Below are 18,037 nucleotides of genomic sequence, written 5' to 3' on the forward strand. Positions count from 1 at the left end.
ACGACCGCACAGCCGATTCGGCGGTCGGGCGTAGGTCGGGATTGCCAACGCTCCGTGAATGTCGGCAAATGGCGCACCTGGCTCATTCCAGCGAAATACACATGACGGCTCCCTACCCGAAATAGCTGCGCCGAGGCAGCCGGGAATTTTAGCTCCGTCGCAGGCGTGTCGACTCTGACGAGCTGGTCGTCGGGGAGGGGCGCTGCAATGTCTTCGCCTCGCTCCATGGCGCCCGCAGTCAGGTGTCGATCTCTTCGGGCATGGTGAGGACCATCGGCATTGCCGTTTCATGGATAGGCATGGCATCACGACGTCGTGGAGCTGTAGTGAAGAACCATACAATTCATCATCTTGCGGCCCGTCCTGGACTTGCGGTCGTCGTGCCAAGGTCTCCAGAGCCCGGCGAAGACGAACGGTGGCCGGCTCTCGTCAAGCGCGAACCAGAAATTTCGCTGGATGCTTGTCTCTGGATCCTTGTCATTGGGCGTCGGGCTGGGCTCGCCAAAGCTGGTCATCGGCGCCAGTGCCCGTAGGTCAGATCCCGAATGCTCGTGGTCCCGCGATCTGCGTTGCCCTTGATGCGTTCAGGGGCGTCGGCGCTCTAGCCATCCAGACCCTTTAAAGCTGAGCCCGGCGAGCCATCAAACAGGCGACTTGCGCTCAGTTGAAGCCACGGACTCTGGCTGCTCAGGTGGTTCTACCTCGGCTTCATTGCCGGGGGCTTCTGCGTCCTTTTCGAACTGCGTTGCGGATGCCAGAGGACTAAGCCAGCTTTCGCGACGTCCGGTCCAGAGCTCGTATTCGGGTGTTAGGTCCGTTGGTACCTCGTCGAGGGCCCCGATCATAACCTCCACTTCGTCGTCGCGGATCGACGGCACGCGTCCGCCGCAAGTCGAGCAGAAGCTTCTGCCCGCGTACGCACTGGTGAAACCCGTCATTTGCTCAAATGCCTCTCGGGGCCACACTGCAAACGCAGAGAAAGTCGACCCGCTGGCCTTGCGGCAGTCTGTGCAGTGGCAAATGCCAACCCGGAGCGGATCGCCGGTCACGCGAAACGTTACGCCGCGGCAAATGCAGCTACCAGTTCGAACTTGCGCGACTTGGTCAACCACGAGCGTTCTCCCGACCGCTTCAACGGCAAGGAGGGCGAAAACGTTCCACCTTCCCCAAAGGGGGCCGCCGACCGGTCTCTCAACCCGGCTCCTTCCGTCGGCGCTCGCTAGTCCCACGACGGTGTTCGCAGTCATTCATGAATTGGCCGTCTGTTGCTCACAGGCGATGTGTAAGCGCCGGCTGAAGCTTACGTAAGCCTAACGACGACCTATTCCCGGCCGCGCGTCCATTGCTGTGCCAGGTTGACCTGAAACTCGAACGGCCAAGCTTTCACGGCGCGCCAGTGGCCAGATAGCGTTCAATCATCTCTAGCGCTCCGTCGGGCGATAGGTGGGCAGTGTCCAACAGTAAGCGCTCCGTTTGCCACGGCTCGTATTCATGTTGTTGGACGGATTGCCACGTCGGAGGGATCAATCCAGCGACGTCGGCGGTCCGCGCCTCCACCCTCCGCCGATGCGGTCGGATCGGAACAGACAACTTCGATATCATCGCGGACGTGGCACGGTCTGCAGTCGAGCAGGGGTCGGACGGCTTCAACGTGATGTTCCCGTTCCCGCCAGCCGGGCTCGACGATGTCCTCGAAAGGTGGTGCCAGAACTTCAACGGCGCGGGCTGTCCCGGCGCAAATATGAGGCGCCGACGCGGCGCGAAAATCTCGGCCTGGCGCGTCCCAGGAATCGGTTTTTCGAATAGCGAACCGGATCATGTCCGGCGATCGAGACGGGCAACTAGCCGGTCGCCGATCCACTGGATGCCGCTAACGAGGATGATCAGCACGATCACCACCGCGACCATGATGGTGGTCTCGAAGCGTTGGTATCCGTAGCGGATGGCGAGATCGCCCAGCCCACCGGCGCCGATCGCGCCGGCCATGGCCGAAGCACCCACGAGCGTGACCAGCGTCACGGTGAAGCCGGCGACGATGCCGGGCAGCGCCTCGGGCACGAGGACTTCACGGACGATCGTCCAGCGGTTGCCGCCCATGGCGCGTGCCGCCTCTATCAGCCCGTGATCCACTTCGCGCAGCGAGACCTCGGCGATGCGCGCGTAGTACGGAGTCGCCGCGATCGACAGCGGCACGATCGCCGCCCATGTGCCGATAGAGGTGCCGACGATCAGCCGCGTCACCGGGATCAGCGCAACCAACAGGATAATGAAGGGAACTGACCGGAAACCGTTGATCAAGGCGCCCAAGACGCGATTCAGCCAAAGTTGCTCGGCGATGCCACCACGATCGGTGGCGACGAGCGCCAGGCCGAGCGGCAGGCCGGCCACCAGCGAGACGAAGCCGGACGCGGCCGTCATTAGCACCGTTTCCCAGAGCGAGCGGAAAAGCAGTTCAATCATTACCGGCGACATAGCCAAGCACCTCCACGCGGGCGCCGCGGCCCTTCAGAAAATCGAGAACCCGCCGCACGTGATCGGCGGCGGAGGGAACACCGAGAAACAGGCTGGCGATCGGCTGCCGCTGCACATGGTCGATGCCGCCGTGAACGAGGCGGAAGGCGCCCGGCACCGCCGCTGCCAGATCGGACAGCAGAGGTCGGCTCGCGGCTTCGCCGGCGACATCCACTCTGAGGATCGCTTCGCGGCCTCCCGATTGCGAGAGGCGCGCGGCGATCTCGCCCGGAAGCTGCGGGCGGATGCCGCCGAGAAGGCTCTGCGTGATCGGCGATTTCGGATCGGCAAATACCGACCACACCGGGCCTGCTTCGACGATGCGCCCGGCGTCGATCACGGCGACCCGGTCGGCGATCGAACGGATCACCTCCATCTCGTGGGTAATGAGCAGGATCGTCACCCCGAGCCGCCGGTTGATGTCCTTGAGCAGCGCCAGGATCGAGCGGGTGGTCTCCGGATCGAGCGCCGATGTCGCCTCGTCCGAAAGCAGCAGCGCAGGCCGCGCCGCGAGCGCCCTCGCGATGCCCACGCGCTGCTTTTGCCCTCCCGAAAGCGATGCCGGATACGCCTTGGCCTTCGCCGACAGTCCCACCAGCTCGAGAAGCTCGGCGGCGCGGTGAAGCCGCTCAGCCTTCGGCCGCCCCTCGATCTTCAACGGCAGGGCGACATTGTCCTCGACGGTCTTTGCCGAGAGCAGGTTGAAGTGCTGGAAGATCATGCCGATGCGGCGGCGAAGCGGCTGCAGCTCGCGTTCGCCGAGCTGCGCAATGTCGCGGCCTTCGATGAAGATCTCGCCGGAGTCGGGTCGCTCCAGCCCGTTGAGGCAGCGGATCAGCGTCGATTTTCCAGCGCCGCTGCGTCCGATAATGCCGAGGATCTCGCCCTTGCGCACGCTGAGCGACACGCCGTCGAGGGCGGCCGTCGTGCCGAACCGGCGCCTGACGTCGGTCAGCCTGACGACATCCACCGGCGTCCGTACATCGGCGACCTGTTGCACAGTTGCGGAGAAATGCTGGTTCACGATGCTCCTTTCCGATCTCCCCGGCGCCTCCCTTCAGATACGACGCGGCGGCCCGCCGTCGATGCGGGCCGCCCGTCATTCGGGAATGCCAATCTGTCCGCTCAATAGGCGCTGAGGCCGGTACCCTTGTAGACGCGATCGAACTCGGCCTTCACCGTCTGGTTCTGGTAGGATTCGACCAGTGTCTTCACCCAGGGCTCGTTCTCCGTCCCGGCCTTCACCGCGATGAAGTTGCGGTAAGGGTTGTCGACGATCGGCTCCTGGGCGATGCGGTTCTCGGGCGTGAGCCCGCTCTTCAGCGCCCAGTCGGTGTTGACGACGGCGGCATCCAGGTCGTCGATCGAACGGCCGACGATGCCGGCATCGAGTTCCTTGATCTCGATGTTCTTCGGGTTCTCGACGACGTCTGCCGTGGTGGCGAGAATGCCGGTGCCTTCCTTCAGCTTGATGAACTTCTCGCTCTCCAGCACCCGCAGCGCGCGGCCCTCGTTGGACGGATCGTTCGGCACGCCGACGATCGCCCCGTCCGGCAAGTCGGCGACCTTGGCATGCTTCTTCGAATAGAGGCCGATCGGCCAGACGCCGGTGTAGCCGACCGGCACGATGTGATAGCTCTGCGTGGCGATCTGGTTGTCGAGGTACGGCTTGTGCTGGAAGGCGTTGGCGTCGATCTCGCCGCGTTCCAGCGCCTCGTTGGGTTGCGTGTAGTCGTTGAACACGACAGTCTCGATCCTCAGGCCGCGCTTGTCGGCCTCCTGTGTGACGACACGCCAAACGTCCTCGTCCTCGCCGGAGATGATGCCGACCTTGATGACCTTGTCCTCCGCAACAGCCGGTTGGGGCCCGGCGAGGGCCGCTAGCGTGACGGCCGAGGCAAAAAGTGCGGCGAGGCCCGTGCGCCGGGTGATCAATCTGGAAACAAAGTGGCGACCAAAGGCAGCCATCGCTTCATCGACAAAGTCCATGTACGCTATGTTGAAAAGGAAAAGCGGCACTGGGCCTCGCTTGAAAATTTTAACTCCCAGCGTATCGCCATCGGCGAGAAATTCTACCGTGACAATGACCGTCTCCTTGAAGGCGGCATCTGGGCGGAGGTCACTCTCACCCACAACGATATCGAGGAAGACAACTACGCCTTCTATATCGAGGATTTGCGTCCCATCCAATTGTCGCGCTTTGATTTCAGCCGCTATACCGCTGGTCGCGGAGAATTTACACGGGACGAGTGGTTAGACGCCATCATGCGCTCGGTCGGTTTAGAGCCGTCCAAACTTTCTCACCGGACCAAGCTGCACTACGTGGCGCGTTTAGCGCCCCTCGTTGAGCCGAACTACAACTATATCGAACTCGGACCACGCGGCACCGGCAAGTCCTATTTCTTTAGCGAATTTTCTCCCTATGCCACCCTGATCTCGGGAGGCCAAGCCACCAAGGCGACCCTTTTCTACAACAACGCTCGTCGCAAGGTTGGTCTGGTTGGCTATTGGGATACGGTGGCATTTGATGAGGTTGGTGGCATCAAAGTCCGTGATCCTGACACGATCCAGATCATGAAGGACTTCATGGCGAACGGCCGCTTTTCGAGGGGCGCCGAGGTTATCGCCGACGCAAGTTTGAGCTTCGTTGGCAACATCGATTTGTCGGTTCAGCAGGTTGTGAATTCGACAGAATATGACCTTTTCCAGCCCCTCCCGCCCGAACTCGACTTGGCTGTCATGGACAGGTTCGCCGCCTACATACCTGGCTGGGAGATGCCGAAAAACAGCAGTGCGTTTCTGACGAACCGCTACGGCTTCATCACAGATTTTCTTGCGGAGGCATTTCACTACCAGTTTAAGCACACCAACAGATACGAGGAGGTGAGCCGTCGCGTGCGCCTCGGAAAGGCCGTCGAAGGACGAGACGAAAAGGGCATTAAGAAAACAGTCTGTGCGTTCTTGAAGGTGCTGCACCCGAATGGTCCACCTAGCGACCAAGAGTTTGATGAATACGTCACCTATGCGATCGAATGTCGCCGACGGGTGAAGGAGCAGATGAACAAGCGCAAGCCCGACGACGAGTTTGCGCGTATCGATCTGTCATTTGTTAATTCTGCGGGCGATGATGTTGTTGTGTTCTGCCCTGAGTCAAAGGACGCCATCGCCACGCAACAGCCGGCAAGGCGTCGTCTGCGCCGAAATGAAGGCGAAGTCGCGCCGAGCGAAACCGGGGAGCCGCAAGTGCAGCCCGCTTCGGAAGCGGATGCGTCGCCTGTTGACGAACCGGTCGCGAGTTCGCCAACGCCCATTGTCGCAGCTGCCGAGCCTGCCGCTCTCAAGGAGCAGCATTTTACGATTTTGTACGGGGATACTGGACATAGTTACGAGTCGATCATGGGCGACTATCTACGCGGCGCCAAGGCGGTCGTCATCGAAGACCCGTATATTCGAATGCCCCATCAGATTCACAACTTCGTTCGTTTTTGTGAAACGGTTCTAAGATTCAGCGTTGCCAAGCGCATCACGCTCATCACAGGTTACGACGACAAGACCCAATTTGCTGACATCTCCGAGAAACTTGAGGAACTCAAACAAAGTCTGCTTGAGATGGACGTTGTCTTAGACATAGTGCTCAACTCGAAAATGCATGATCGAGAAATTCGTATCGACAATGGATGGACCATAAAAATCGGCCGTGGTCTCGATTTCTATCAAAAGCCGGCGGGCTGGTTTGAGGTAGGTTCGCATGACCTGAGTCTCCGCAAGTGTCTTGAGACAAAAGTCGACATTTTCCGTGCGTAGAGCGCCTTAGATCTCGGTGATTCTCGCGTTGCCGTTGGCTCAATCAATGACGCCATGACGGCCGGGCGGGCCGCCCGGTCAACGACCTGCCCGCACCACCCCGGCTGAGCCGGGCCGTGGCCGTACCCGTTTGCAGCAGTGACCCGGCAGCTTGTCCGCCCAGCCTTTCTCCCTAAACTCGTCGCCTGGGACGGCAATGTCCGCAAAGGGCTGCCAGCCCGCACCTGGTCCAAGATGAAAATGCCGATCTCGCGGCGCTGGCCGCCTGGGAATTGACCAGGACCGGCTGGCTTCCGGAGGTGCTGCGTTCCAGCGTTGCCGACGACCCCGCGCTGGCCGCGTAGCCGACACTGCGACCGGCCGTGCCCGTGAGGGGTGCGGCCGGTTTCATTTTATTTGTTTGGAGTTTTTTACCGTTCCCGGCCGGGATCTTCTTCCCGGGTGCGGGACCGATCCGAGCGGCTGATCCTGATAGGGCGCTCGTCTTCGGCGGGGTGATGCCTGTCAGGTGAGCTTCACGGATGGCGGTACGGTCCTCCGTGTTTTCAGCCTCGTCCGGCAGGCCGCCGCCGCGCTCGATCTCGGGCGCGGCCGGGGAAAGCGCGGCCCGCTGCTCGCGCGGCGTCGCTTCCTGCACCGCGGCCAGTGTCGCGGCGCGGGCTTCTAAATCCGCGGGAGCGTTAGAACGGCGGTGATTTCCGGCTCAGTGGCGCTCGGGCCGTCTCCCTCAGGCGGGGCGTCCCAGCTTAGGTTTGTCCGGACACCAGGAGGACGGGCCCGGTGATCGAACGCGATTGGGTTGCCTCCCGGCGCGCTTGTTCTCAACCCGCTGCTGTCTGGCATGCTTCCAAGACCATGCCATGCGATGTATTCGAATACGGATGACCGGCCACAACCATTATTCCAACTGCACCTGCGGGTGGTGCGTCAACTATGGCGGTGCTCGCATTGACCGGTCGCAGGTCGCTGCCGACCTGCGCTTTCGCGATGCGCGCCTGCTGCTTGGAAGAAACCTCGTCCGGACAGTCAGCGCCTGCTACGTCAACCCGAACGCGCGCTGCCCGGTGTGCGGTGCCGCTGTTTTCTTTTACGCCAACCGGCACGGCAGCCGGGTCTATTTCGACGAGCTGGGGCTTCCGTGGACCAAGCATCCCTGTACCGACAACCCGGTACGCAGGATTGCCGCTGGTCCGGCCGTCGTCGCCCCGCCGGTCAGAAGACCGCGGGGACTCGCCCTGGAGCTGGTCGCCGCAGCCGGCACCGCGGGGTTGTTCGATGCCCCCGGAAGTGGACATGCGGGCTGGCGGCTGATGGTGGTGGTTTCGACGGAGAGCCGGGACAAACGCCATTTCGCCGTCGCGGAAGGTGTTGACCGTGACCATGTGCAGGGGGCGTTCCGCTATCTGGCGCCGGACGCGTTGATCGCCGCCGGCGACTTCGTCAGCGTGAAAGGAGACCTGATCTCCTTCCTTCACCCTGAGACCTTGTCGCATGTCACTTTTAAGGACGGCGCGGCCATAGACCCAGCTGTGAATGCCCCCGCCGCCAACCATCGGCCCGCGCCGGAACTGGCGCGTCCGGTGCCGAACACCGTCATCAGCAAGTCGCGGCTCATCAAGAATCCGGCCAGGAGGAGGGACGATGGGCAAGACATGACCGAGGCGGAAACGGTCCACTTCCACGGCCCGAAGATCAATGTCGCGCAACTTTGCGATCAGCTGGGGCCGGTGGTGAAAACCTACGCCCGGTTGGGAACGCGAAAGCCGCGGGATGTGGCTATCCGGCTGAATAAGGACGGGCACAGGACCGCCGCCGGCGTCCCGTGGACGCCGCGCCTTGTCCATTTTCTTCTGGCCCTGGTCTTTTCCGACACGTCTGGGCGTGCTGGCAAAGAAGCGCCGCCGGCACCGCCATCACCGCGCTCGCAACCGCGCGTCGACCGTAGCCTGGAGCCGCTTACCCAGGCCGATATCGCCAGCCGTCTATCGGCTCTTGGGCGTGTGACCGTAAGAGGAAAGTAGGGCGCACTGCCTGTTCAATGCCGCCACGCATTCTACGGGCTTCACGCTGTCAGCCCGAGGTCGGGACACACCACCAAAGCAGGCCCAGACTGTTCGCTGTTTCCGCCGTCGCCCTCGCCTTGGTGAGGCGACGGACGGCTCCAGACGAAGCAGGCTTTTCAGGGATGGCATTTACACGCTACGCAATCGATTGCGACAGGTCGTCGTGTTCGAACGCGGACGCCATGCGGTTTATTTCGGCCTTGCCGATGCCGGCATCGGCAGCGACGCCGCGCCAGTTCGCAACGGCGTCACCGACTTGCCGCGCGATCGCGCGCGCATCCTTTGTCTTGAGGCCGAATGTCGGCAACGGAGAGCGCAAGGTCCAGCGAGGCGGTGGCGTCTTCCCTCGTTGATGGCGGTCGTCAGAATGCCTCCTTCACCTCCACCGGGACAGGGTTCACGTCGTAGACCGGTGAAAGCCGCCAGCCTCCAGGCCCCGCAAACAGGAAGCCATGATTGCGCAGGTGATCGTCGGTGTTTGAAATCAGGATGCTGAACACGATGCGCCGCCAGAGCTCGGCGCCGTCAGCGTCCGGCGCTGCCCGACACTAAATTCCATGTGGGCTATGGAAAATGAACGAAGGGCGATTGCGTCCATTTCCAAAAAACGGATTCAGTGTCGGTAGTTAGCCACTTGCCGCCGCCGCAACGATCTCACGAAACATGGCGAGGGCAGCAGACGCGCCTAGCGATCGAATGATTAATTCAGTTGGAATACTCATGACTTTACAGGATGACGTCTATCGAAAGGCCGGGGCAGCGCTTGAACTCGCCCAGACGCTGGAAGATTCTCTGACGATCCCTATCATGATGCTCTTCTTGATAGAGTCGGGATGGCAGAAAGATTTTGACTTGGACGAAATGGTCAAACGGGCGGAGGATTCTGGCCTCGATCTAGAGAAGCACCTCAAGAGTAAGCCTTTTTACGAAAAGATGAAGCAGAACCTGCGTCTCCAAGTCGGGCAGATTAAACTCCTAGTTCAAAATGGCACAATGGGTGAACTGAAGCGAGCGCTCGGTGCGCGTCTTCACATCAGCCCTGGCGGTCCGTCCCTGCATCTAGATGTCCTGCAAGAAGCCATCGATGCGCGGAACTACCTATGTCATGAGTTCTTCAAAGCGCCCGTAGCCGGTTCGCTTGGGCAGAAGGGCCAGTTCGATCCCATCGCAAAGCTGGAAGAAATCAAAGTTAGCCTTCGCAAGGCCATTTCCTTTGCCAGTGGACTCGCGGAGTCCCTACGCCAGCAATTTCCCCGCACATTTGCAGAATATGAACTCAGCGTGCATTGAACTGTCACGCCTTTGCGCTTCGGTAGCCTCGGCGGGTACGAGATCGCCTATTTGTTCCGCGCGAATCGTGCAAGGAGGCGGGCCCGCAGACGCCCCGGATCAGCTTCCATGATGAGTATCCTGCCGACACTGACCGATGCTGACATCGAGCTGGAACTCAAAAGTCCAGATGCGCTGCGTCTTTATCCGCCCCCGGGAGGAAGCGACGCGCATAGCGTCGGGATCCTATGGGCTCCTTTTGACTATATAAACCGGCATGCCCGGCTGGTGATCATTGGCGTGACGCCGGGACCGAACCAGGCGCGGCGCAGCTACAAGGCCGTGCAGAGGGCGATAGCCAGCGGCAAAGACCCCCAGGCGGACCTCGAACGCATCAAGGCCGAATCGTCATTTCGCGGTGAGGTCATCGAGCCGAATTTGAAATCCCTTCTTGAACATAGCGGCATCGCGGAGCGCGCCGGTATTGAGGACATTGATGAACTCTGGACGGCAGAAGCCTTCAAGGTGCATTTCACCTCGACCATTCGCTACCCCACTTTCATCGGCCGCGAACTCTTCAACAACCAGATCGACTCGCTCGCACACCCAGAGCTGAGAAAACACGTTGAAACCTGCCTTGCCGAGGAGCTGGCCGATGTGTCCGCCGATGCCGTGATCGTCGCGCTCGGGCAAAAAGGGCCGCGGATCGTCCGTCACGCAGCACGGGTTGCAGGGATCGATACGAAGCGCATTGTAGCGCTGCCTCATCCATCAGGCAGCGCCACCGGCGCCGTTCGCGACTTCCTGTCGATGAAAAAGACGGGCAGCATCCGGCCCTGCCGCTGCATGCTTTGCGACCGCGCCCGCATCCCCCAAGGGTGGGACCTGTCCAACCGGTTTCAGATGCATGACGAGACGCACGGCAAGGGCGGAGGAAAGGGCTCCGCTACGATGCCGTCTAGCCCTGCGACCAGCGGGGAGGAGGAAGGCTGCGATCAATGCTCACCCTGGAATTCATTCAGGCCGTAAGCGACTGGCAGCGCGGCGGCGACGCAAAGCAGAAGAAGCGGCGTGGCGCCCGCCTGAAAGAGCTGTCCGCGGGCATCGACGAGCGGTTCCGACAATGCGGCCTTGTCACATATCGGCAGATCGCGCTGGAGCAGGGCTCCATCTGGAATCTCATCGCCGAGCGCAGTCTCCCGGAAACCATATCGGCGTGGACTCTCTCCCCGGCAGTCGCCAAAACATTTAAGCGCGGCGTGCCGCCGGAAGGATGGCAGGGCGTCATCGTAGCACTGAAGCCGCCCCCCGGCAGCGTGATCCTCAATCTCGATACGCTCTACCGGTCACAGGATTTTCTGGACGCGCTCGAACGCGAGAAGGGTAGCATCACCGGGTATGGCGACGGCGCGGGAAGCTACGGCAACACGCAATCCGAAGTCGTCCTTGAAATCGGGACTCTTGCAAACAGTGATATACACGCCCTGGGCGGTTATTCCGCCGAACGTGATACGCTTATCCGTATGATGTTCGATCAAGAACCGACGCCCGATCTGGTCGCGTGGTTTGATCATCACAGCAGCAAGGCCGGCGTTGGCCCCGGACCGATGTGGCTCGAAGGCGATCCGTTGGGGCGAGTCATGGAGCGCGTGCAGCCGCACATCGAGCGGCTGATTGCGATCAAGGCCGCGCAGGCGGCGAGCGCCGGGACTGTTCCGCCTGCGGTTGGCGACAGCAAAGTCTAGACCAGCTCCTAGCCTCAACCGTAAATAGCAGCAGTTTATATAAGAGTGCCCAGTTTCATCTCGTCCGGCGCGCCAAACTTGCGTGGGTCCATTCTGGACAGTCGAAATCCAGTCGCGCCCGCCCATCACCCCTTCGATCTCAGCCATGCTCTGGAACCCAATCCGCCTCGAATGACTTGTTCGTGGTAGATCTCGAAGGAGAAGCCATGTCCGCACCTGACGAAATGGATGTCGTTCTCGAAAAGCTGCCTTTGAGGATCGGCGCCTACGTGCCCGACGACTTGCTGGATGACTGGTTCGCGCCGGGAACGGGCATGAACCCGGTCAGCAAGGAAGCCCTGGCCGCCGCCAAGACTTACGGGTGGCGCTTCGAATGCGAGTTCAAATACTATCCCGAACGGATGGAGGGCGTGTTCTGGAAGTGGGTGCCGGCGATCTGATCCGCGCAATTTGCATCGGCCAGATTCGTCGGCGCTTCGGTGATCGAAATTGCCGCGAAACGTGACCCTTATCCTGACCGCCTCAGCCTATCGGCGTCTTTCCGGTTCCGCCGCATTCGGGGCAGGTGCGGCCGTCGATCATGCCTGTCCCGGCGCAGCGGCGGCAGATAATCACGCCGGCGCCAAAAATGCCTGGCGCGTCGGGATTGGCTTCGCCAATGCCTTGCAGCTGCTTTCCCGGCAGGCCTTCGCCGGATTGGCCTATGGTCTCGTTGCGCGGCCGGTCGTTCGTGCCTGTCGTTATCTTCTGAGCCATGGCGGTACTCTTTTTGCGGTGGCGCAGCTCTCAACTTTGCGGTCGAACGCCTCAGCTCCGCAGAGGTTCCGGTTGGCAATCGTTCGCCGGCGGGCGGGACGGAAGTGGAAACGGCCGGCGAGCTTCTCAAGCATCGGAGATCCCTTCACTGGCGCCGCGCCGCTTTTGGGCCAGCGCTAGGACAGCTGCTCCGACCGCACGTTCACATCGTTGCTCAGCTGCCGCACGACCTCGGCAGTCTTGCGGATATCGGCTTCGTCGAGAGCGACGCCCATGGTCGTGGCGATCGCCAGGAGCTGGGCGTTCAGCTCGCCGTAGCGCGCGGCGCCTTTGCGCGTCAGCTGCACAAGCTTCGAGCGCCGGTGTTTCGGATTGTCGATGAATTCGACCAGCCCCTCGGCCGCAAGCTCATCCGCCAGCCGCTGTATGCGCTGGCGGCTGGTGGGACGCATCTGGGCGATCTGCGGCACGGTGAGCGGGCCAAGCAGCGCGAGGCTTCGCATGAAGCCGAACGCACCGCCGCCCCAACTGGTGATGAGCCCTGTCTTCTGGCCGAGAGCCCGTATCCTGAAGAAGCACTGGGCCACTTCGAGCATCAACTCGGTGATCGCCTCGGCCTTGCTGTCAACGATGGGGTCCGTCCCCGTCGTTCGGTCAGTCCCGTGTCGTGCCGACGCCATCGCTTCAGTTCCCTTTTGCCGGTGCCATTTCGGCGATTGACACCTACGTTGTCAACTTTTAGAATGACACCTTAGTTGTCGTTTCTAGGCGGCTATGGGCTTCGTAGCCCTAGGCATCTGCGGGAGCAGACATGGCAATGGACCAGGCTGGGCAAACCGACAGCGGAACCGCAGGTGTCATCGCGAGACCGCCGCTGCTGTTTCTCGCTGCTTTCCTGATTGGCTTCGTGCTGGATCGCCTGCTGCGCTTGCCGTTCCCCGGTCCGGGGCTGGTTAGCTGGATCATCGGCGGCTCGCTGATCCTGATCGGTTCTGCGCTTTTCGCCGCGGGCATTCGCAATTTCTCCCGCGCGGCGACGCCGGTGCCGACGAATGAGCCGACGCGCGTGCTGGTGACGACCGGCATCCACGGCTGGACGCGCAATCCGATCTACCTCGGCATGTTCCTCATCTATGGCGGCGTCGGCGTGGCCGCGCAGAATATCTGGATCCTTGTCCTCACGCTGCCGCTTGCGATCCTGATCCGCTACGGCGTCGTCGCCCGCGAGGAGGCCTATCTCGAGCGGCGATTCGGCGATGCGTATCGCGGCTACAGGCAAACCGTGCGGCGGTGGCTCTGAGCGTCGCAAGAATGCCGACAGTTGCGCACGTCAGGAAACTGCAACGAGATGACCGTTGCCAAGATCCCTCAGGGCCAGTTTCGGCGGCTCTTCGCCGATTTTTCGGGTCGGGCTCGGAATCTCCTGATCGAGACGCGCGAAACGCGGCCGGCGTCTTGCCGGATCGGGCACCGGCACGGCCTCGATCAAGCGCTTGGTGTAGGGGTGGCGCGGGTTCGAAAAGACCTGGTCGCGGGTGCCCATTTCGACGATCTGGCCGAGATACATGACGGCGACACGATTGGAAATGTTCTCGACCACCGCCATATCGTGCGAGATGAACAGATAGGCGATGCCGAATTCGCGCTGCAGTTCCTTCAGCAGGTCGAGCACGCGGGCCTGGACCGACACGTCGAGCGCCGAAACGCTCTCGTCGGCGATGATGAGTTTGGGCCTGAGCGCGAGAGCGCGCGCGATGCAGATGCGCTGACGCTGGCCGCCCGAGAATTCGTGTGGATAGAGCTCCATCTGATCGGCCGACAGGCCGACGCGCTCGAACAGCGCCGCCACAAGCTGGCTACGCTCTTCCTTCGAGGCGATGCCATGGATCAACAGCGGCTCGGCAACGAGGTCGCCGACGCGCATGCGCGGGTCGAGCGAGGCATAGGGATCCTGAAAAATCATCTGCACATCGCGGCGAACCGCCTTGCGCTGGTCACGGCCAAGGCCCGCGAGATTGCGCCCGCCGATCACGATATCGCCGTGGTAGGGCACAAGCCCGGCCAACGCCTTGGCGGTGGTCGACTTGCCGCAGCCGGATTCGCCGACCAGCGCCAGCGTCTCGCGCGGCGCGATCGAAAAGCTGATGCCTTCGACGGCATGGACACGGCGGTTCACTTGGCCGAAGAAGCCACCGCGCAGGTCGAAGCGGACATGCAGATCGTTGACTACCGCCACGCTTCCGGACATTTCCGCTTCGACCGACTTTTGTTCCGCGGATTTTTGGCGGCCGACGCCGGTACCAATGCGCGGCACGGCAGCGAGCAGCTCGCGCGTGCAGTCGGCTTGCGGGCGGGCAAAAATATCGGCGGCTGTTCCCTGCTCGACCATGCGGCCGTGCCGCATGATGACGACGCGATCGGCCATTTCGGCGACCACGCCCATGTCGTGGGTAATAAGGATGATGCTGGTACCGTGTTCGCGCTGCAGATCACGCAGCAGTTCCAGCACCTCGCCTTGCACCGTGACATCGAGCGCCGTCGTCGGCTCGTCGGCGATCAGCACATCCGGTTTCAGCGCCAGCGCCATAGCGATCATCACGCGCTGGCGCATGCCGCCGGACAGTTCGTGCGGAAACTGTTTTAGCCGGCTTTCGGCTTCCGAGATGCGGACGGCCTTCAGCGCCTCGACGGCGCGCCGGCGCGCCTCGGCGCGAGACAGACCGGTATGGGCCTCGATCGACTCGACCAGCTGCCGGCCAATCGACAGCACCGGATTGAGCGATGTCATCGGCTCCTGGAAGATCATCGCGATGCGGTCGCCGCGAATGCGGCGCATCCGACGCTCATCGAGGACTGCCAGATCGATGTCGCCCCGATCCATGTCGTGAAGCCGGATCATGCCTGACGATATGCGGGCGGCAGGCTGCGGCAAGAGCTGCATGATCGCCAGTGCGGTCATCGATTTGCCGGAACCGGATTCACCGGCGATGCAAAGCGTCTCGCCGCGTGCAATCGAGAACGACAGGTCTGATACAACAGGCCGCTCGCCGTCTTCGCCGCGCACGCTGACGGTCAGGTTGGCAATGTCGAGGATGGGTTTTGTTTCGCTGGTCATTGCAGGCGCAGCCCTGCGAGGGATTTATTCCGTCGCACCCCCCTCTGTCCTGCCGGACATCTCCCCCTCAACGGGGGAGATTGGCCGTCACCAAGGTCGGCTCTCCCCATTGCAAAGCTGGGGGTTGGCGAAATCCTGCGCACAGTCGGATCTCCCCCCTTGAGGGGGAGATGTCCGGCAGGACAGAGGGGGGTGCGGCGTCGACCCGACGTCATTCGAAGACGCAGCACGGGAAGTAGAACGACACCACCCAGTTCGGCATGTCGACGATCTCGCTGATCCGGAGATCGCCGCAGACCGAAACCAGCATGTAGGCCTCGACCGGGTCCATTGCGTAGCGGCCGGCAAGCAGGTCGATCATCTGCGAGACCGCTTCCCTGGCGCCCGTCATCAGGTCCGGTCCGATGCCGGTCGTCACCTCATAGCCCTTGGCGTCGAGATGGCGCGTCACCGGACCCGGCGTGGTGAAGCGCGGTGTCTTCAACCGCGCATTTTTAACCAGGTCGAGCTTGAGCACGACATCCATCGGGCTTTCGATCGCCGTGCCGCACACTTCGCCGTCGCCCTGCGCGGCATGCGTATCGCCGACCGAAAACAGCGCACCGGCCACCTCCACCGGCAGATAGAGCGTGGTGCCGGCCGCGAGATCGCGGATGTCGAGATTGCCGCCGACGCGCCTTGGCGGCACCACCGAGTGGAGGCCCATTTCAGCCGGCGCGTTGCCGATGGTGCCGGCAAAGGGTTTCAGCGGCACGCGGGCCTGCTTGCCGAACAGCGCCGGCTCGAGCGAGGCGGCGTCGTATGTCCAGATGTTCAGCGCCGGCTCCGGAAAATCGTCGGCGAGCAGGCCGAACCCCGGAATATTCGCCGTCCAGCCGAAGCCGGACGGCCTGAACATCTCGATCGTCACCTTCAGTGCATCGCCCGGCTCGGCACCTTCGACATAGATGGGCCCGGTGACGGGGTTCACCTTGGCGAAGTCGAGCAAAGCGACGTCGTCCACAGTGCTGTCCAGCGTCAACTGGCCTCCGGACGAGTCCAGGCACTGGAACTCGATCGTCGAACCGGGCGCCACCCGCTCGGTCGGGACAAAGGAATTGTCCCAGCCGAAATGGTGATGGCGCCCGTGGATGGTGTAGTCGCAGTTATTGCACATCGGTCACATACACATTGTCGTAGTTGATCGGGATATGGACAGGGTCGACATAGAGATTGTCGGCGCCGCCCATCCGGGGCGATTTCATGGTGAAGCGCTGCTCGTTGAAGACCGGCACCCAAGGCGCGTCTTCCATGATCTTGCCGTAGATCGCGCTCCACATCCTGGCACGTTCGCCTGATTTGGCCGGATCGACGATCGAGTCAGCCTCCGCCGCCTTGGCGTCGAGATCCTTGTTGCAGTACCACGACCAGTTCCAGCCGCCCGGAACCGCGCCGGCGCAGCTGAGGATCGGCCCGTAGAAATTCGACGGATCGGGGAAATCGGCGATCCAGGCCATGCCGCCGGACCAGATCATCGGCGCGCCGGCCTTGTCGCCGCCGGCCGCGATGACATTGGCCTGCGCGAGCGACTGGATGCTGGCCTTGATGCCGACTGCCGCCAGGTCCTGCTGGATCGCCTGGGCGATGCGCGGGTTGGGATCGGTGTTCATGGCGAACAGCTGGGTGTCGAAACCATCGGGATGACCGGCCTCGGCAAGCAAAGCCTTGGCCTTGGCCACGTCATAGGGATAGCCCTTGAATTCCTTGTCGTAGCCGGGCATCGACGGCGGCAGCGGCTGGTTGGCCGGCACCCCGCGGTTGTTGATCAGCTGGACGATACGGTCCTTGTTGATCGCCATGTTGACCGCTTGCCGCACCTTCACATTGTCGAAAGGCGCCATGGTGGTGTTCATGGTGATGTAGCCGGTGTGCAACTGGCCGCCCTCGACGACACGGGCCTTCTGCTCGGGATCGGCCATCACCTCCTGGAACTTGGCCGGCGGAATAACGTCGCCGAGCACGTCGATCTCGCCCTTCTGCAGCCGCAGCAGCGCCACGATCGGCTCCTGCCCGATCTCGAAGGTGACCTTGTCGAGATGCGGCAGGCCCTTGTGCCAGTAATCCGGGTTCCGCTCGAAGACGACGCGCTGGCCGAGCGTCCATTCGGCGAACTTGAAAGCCCCGGTGCCGACCGGATGCTTGCCAAAGTCCGCGCCGTGTTTCTCGACCTCCTCTTTCGGCACGACATGCGAGAAGTTGATGGCCATGACATGCAGGAAGGTGGCGTCGGGCCGGGTCAGTTCGAACTTGATGGTGTAGGGGTCGACGACGGTGACGCCCGCCAGGCTTTCCGCCTTGCCTGCAGCTACATCCTCATGGCCCTTGATCGAGCCAAAGAAGCCGGCGCCCGGGCTCTGCGTCTTCGGATTGGTGACGCGATCGAGCGAATATTTCACGTCGTCGGCAGTCATCTCGCGGCCATTGTGGAACTTCACCCCTTGGCGCAGCTTGAAGGTGAAGGTCTTGCCGTCGGGCGCAATCTCGTAGCTCTGGGCGAGGTCGGGCCGCAGATTGGTGGTGCCCGGCTCGTAGTCCATCAGCCCGTCGAACAGGCTCTTGATCATCGACCAGTTCTGCCAGTCATAGCCGATGGCCGGATCGAGCGTGGCGACGTCGTCCTTGTAGGTGATGGTGATCGCGCCGCCCTGCCTGGCGTTCGGATCGACGGCGTGTTCGGCGCGGGCGCTTGTCATGCCGAGCATCAGCGCGAGCGCCGATACCGCAACGGTGGAGGT

Annotated in this window: 19 protein-coding genes and 1 pseudogene; 9 read left to right on the plus strand and 11 right to left on the minus strand. The window is 62.1% G+C overall.

The window, feature by feature from the left end; translation table 11 throughout:
* Positions 1 to 641: 641 nt before the first annotated feature.
* A complete protein-coding gene (locus AC0L3O_RS10925) occupies positions 642 to 1,247 on the minus strand; it encodes a GFA family protein (protein WP_473615543.1) in 606 nt (201 codons plus the stop codon).
* A gap of 377 nt (positions 1,248 to 1,624) precedes the next feature.
* Here AC0L3O_RS10925 and AC0L3O_RS10930 point away from each other — a divergent pair.
* Positions 1,625 to 1,806: pseudogene (locus AC0L3O_RS10930) on the plus strand (LLM class flavin-dependent oxidoreductase); the annotation flags it as partial.
* Positions 1,807 to 1,815: 9 nt separating this feature from the next.
* Here the strand turns inward: AC0L3O_RS10930 and AC0L3O_RS10935 are convergent.
* From AC0L3O_RS10935 to AC0L3O_RS10945, 3 genes are all read right to left on the minus strand, one after another.
* Positions 1,816 to 2,472 (minus strand): methionine ABC transporter permease, encoded by a 657-nt coding sequence (locus AC0L3O_RS10935; RefSeq protein WP_473615544.1) that lies wholly within the window; start codon positions 2,470 to 2,472, stop codon positions 1,816 to 1,818.
* A complete protein-coding gene (locus tag AC0L3O_RS10940; protein WP_473615725.1) occupies positions 2,453 to 3,481 on the minus strand; it encodes a methionine ABC transporter ATP-binding protein in 1,029 nt (342 codons plus the stop codon). Before AC0L3O_RS10940 ends, AC0L3O_RS10935 begins: the two co-directional genes overlap by 20 nt.
* A 155-nt stretch (positions 3,482 to 3,636) precedes the next feature.
* Entirely contained in the window at positions 3,637 to 4,479 is an 843-nt protein-coding gene (locus tag AC0L3O_RS10945; protein ID WP_473615545.1) for a MetQ/NlpA family ABC transporter substrate-binding protein, read from the minus strand.
* Between AC0L3O_RS10945 and brxL the strand changes: the two genes are divergently transcribed.
* The 3 genes from brxL to AC0L3O_RS10960 all read left to right on the plus strand — a co-directional run bounded on the left by brxL (position 4,459) and on the right by AC0L3O_RS10960 (position 8,336).
* Positions 4,459 to 6,315: a BREX system Lon protease-like protein BrxL gene (gene brxL / locus AC0L3O_RS10950; protein ID WP_473615547.1), complete on the plus strand. Its 1,857-nt coding sequence runs from the start codon at positions 4,459 to 4,461 to the stop codon at positions 6,313 to 6,315. The two genes, AC0L3O_RS10945 and brxL, sit on opposite strands and share 21 nt — an antisense overlap.
* Positions 6,316 to 6,823: 508 nt before the next feature.
* The gene (locus AC0L3O_RS10955) at positions 6,824 to 6,982 is read left to right on the plus strand and encodes a hypothetical protein (RefSeq protein ID WP_473615548.1); all 159 of its coding nucleotides are present in this window, start codon (positions 6,824 to 6,826) and stop codon (positions 6,980 to 6,982) included.
* A gap of 214 nt (positions 6,983 to 7,196) precedes the next feature.
* On the plus strand, positions 7,197 to 8,336 hold the full coding sequence (locus AC0L3O_RS10960) for a hypothetical protein (protein WP_473615549.1): 1,140 nt from the start codon (positions 7,197 to 7,199) through the stop codon (positions 8,334 to 8,336).
* 178 nt (positions 8,337 to 8,514) lie between these two features.
* Here AC0L3O_RS10960 and AC0L3O_RS10965 read toward each other — a convergent pair whose 3' ends face one another.
* Positions 8,515 to 8,685, minus strand: a complete 171-nt coding sequence (locus AC0L3O_RS10965) for a hypothetical protein (protein ID WP_473615551.1) — start codon at positions 8,683 to 8,685, stop codon at positions 8,515 to 8,517.
* 55 nt (positions 8,686 to 8,740) lie between these two features.
* Positions 8,741 to 8,878 (minus strand): HipA domain-containing protein, encoded by a 138-nt coding sequence (locus AC0L3O_RS10970; RefSeq protein ID WP_473615552.1) that lies wholly within the window; start codon positions 8,876 to 8,878, stop codon positions 8,741 to 8,743.
* Between the two features lie 220 nt (positions 8,879 to 9,098).
* Between AC0L3O_RS10970 and AC0L3O_RS10975 the strand changes: the two genes are divergently transcribed.
* The 4 genes from AC0L3O_RS10975 to AC0L3O_RS10990 all read left to right on the plus strand — a co-directional run bounded on the left by AC0L3O_RS10975 (position 9,099) and on the right by AC0L3O_RS10990 (position 11,832).
* A complete protein-coding gene (locus AC0L3O_RS10975) occupies positions 9,099 to 9,668 on the plus strand; it encodes a hypothetical protein (RefSeq protein ID WP_473615554.1) in 570 nt (189 codons plus the stop codon).
* 108 nt (positions 9,669 to 9,776) lie between these two features.
* On the plus strand, positions 9,777 to 10,676 hold the full coding sequence (locus AC0L3O_RS10980) for a uracil-DNA glycosylase family protein (RefSeq protein ID WP_473615555.1): 900 nt from the start codon (positions 9,777 to 9,779) through the stop codon (positions 10,674 to 10,676).
* A complete protein-coding gene (locus AC0L3O_RS10985) occupies positions 10,646 to 11,392 on the plus strand; it encodes a hypothetical protein (RefSeq protein WP_473615556.1) in 747 nt (248 codons plus the stop codon). Before AC0L3O_RS10980 ends, AC0L3O_RS10985 begins: the two co-directional genes overlap by 31 nt.
* 206 nt (positions 11,393 to 11,598) lie before the next feature.
* Positions 11,599 to 11,832: a hypothetical protein gene (locus AC0L3O_RS10990; protein ID WP_473615558.1), complete on the plus strand. Its 234-nt coding sequence runs from the start codon at positions 11,599 to 11,601 to the stop codon at positions 11,830 to 11,832.
* An 82-nt stretch (positions 11,833 to 11,914) separates the two neighbouring features.
* On the opposite strand, the gene AC0L3O_RS10995 is transcribed toward AC0L3O_RS10990, so the two are convergent.
* Both AC0L3O_RS10995 and AC0L3O_RS11000 read right to left on the minus strand, forming a co-directional pair.
* Entirely contained in the window at positions 11,915 to 12,148 is a 234-nt protein-coding gene (locus AC0L3O_RS10995) for a hypothetical protein (protein WP_473615559.1), read from the minus strand.
* 176 nt (positions 12,149 to 12,324) lie between these two features.
* A complete protein-coding gene (locus AC0L3O_RS11000) occupies positions 12,325 to 12,828 on the minus strand; it encodes a MarR family winged helix-turn-helix transcriptional regulator (RefSeq protein ID WP_473615561.1) in 504 nt (167 codons plus the stop codon).
* Between the two features lie 131 nt (positions 12,829 to 12,959).
* Between AC0L3O_RS11000 and AC0L3O_RS11005 the strand changes: the two genes are divergently transcribed.
* Positions 12,960 to 13,448 carry a methyltransferase family protein gene (locus AC0L3O_RS11005; RefSeq protein ID WP_473615562.1) on the plus strand — a complete coding sequence of 163 codons (489 nt, stop codon included), beginning with the start codon at positions 12,960 to 12,962 and terminating at the stop codon, positions 13,446 to 13,448.
* Between the two features lie 30 nt (positions 13,449 to 13,478).
* Here the strand turns inward: AC0L3O_RS11005 and AC0L3O_RS11010 are convergent, their stop codons facing one another.
* From AC0L3O_RS11010 to AC0L3O_RS11020, 3 genes are all read right to left on the minus strand, one after another.
* Positions 13,479 to 15,263, minus strand: coding sequence for an ABC transporter ATP-binding protein (locus tag AC0L3O_RS11010; RefSeq protein WP_473615563.1), 1,785 nt, complete (start codon positions 15,261 to 15,263; stop codon positions 13,479 to 13,481).
* Between the two features lie 211 nt (positions 15,264 to 15,474).
* Entirely contained in the window at positions 15,475 to 16,419 is a 945-nt protein-coding gene (locus AC0L3O_RS11015; RefSeq protein WP_473615565.1) for an acetamidase/formamidase family protein, read from the minus strand.
* Entirely contained in the window at positions 16,409 to 18,004 is a 1,596-nt protein-coding gene (locus tag AC0L3O_RS11020; RefSeq protein ID WP_473615727.1) for an ABC transporter substrate-binding protein, read from the minus strand. Before AC0L3O_RS11020 ends, AC0L3O_RS11015 begins: the two co-directional genes overlap by 11 nt.
* Positions 18,005 to 18,037: the final 33 nt, after the last annotated feature.

This window comes from Mesorhizobium sp. WSM4810 (assembly GCF_055811235.1).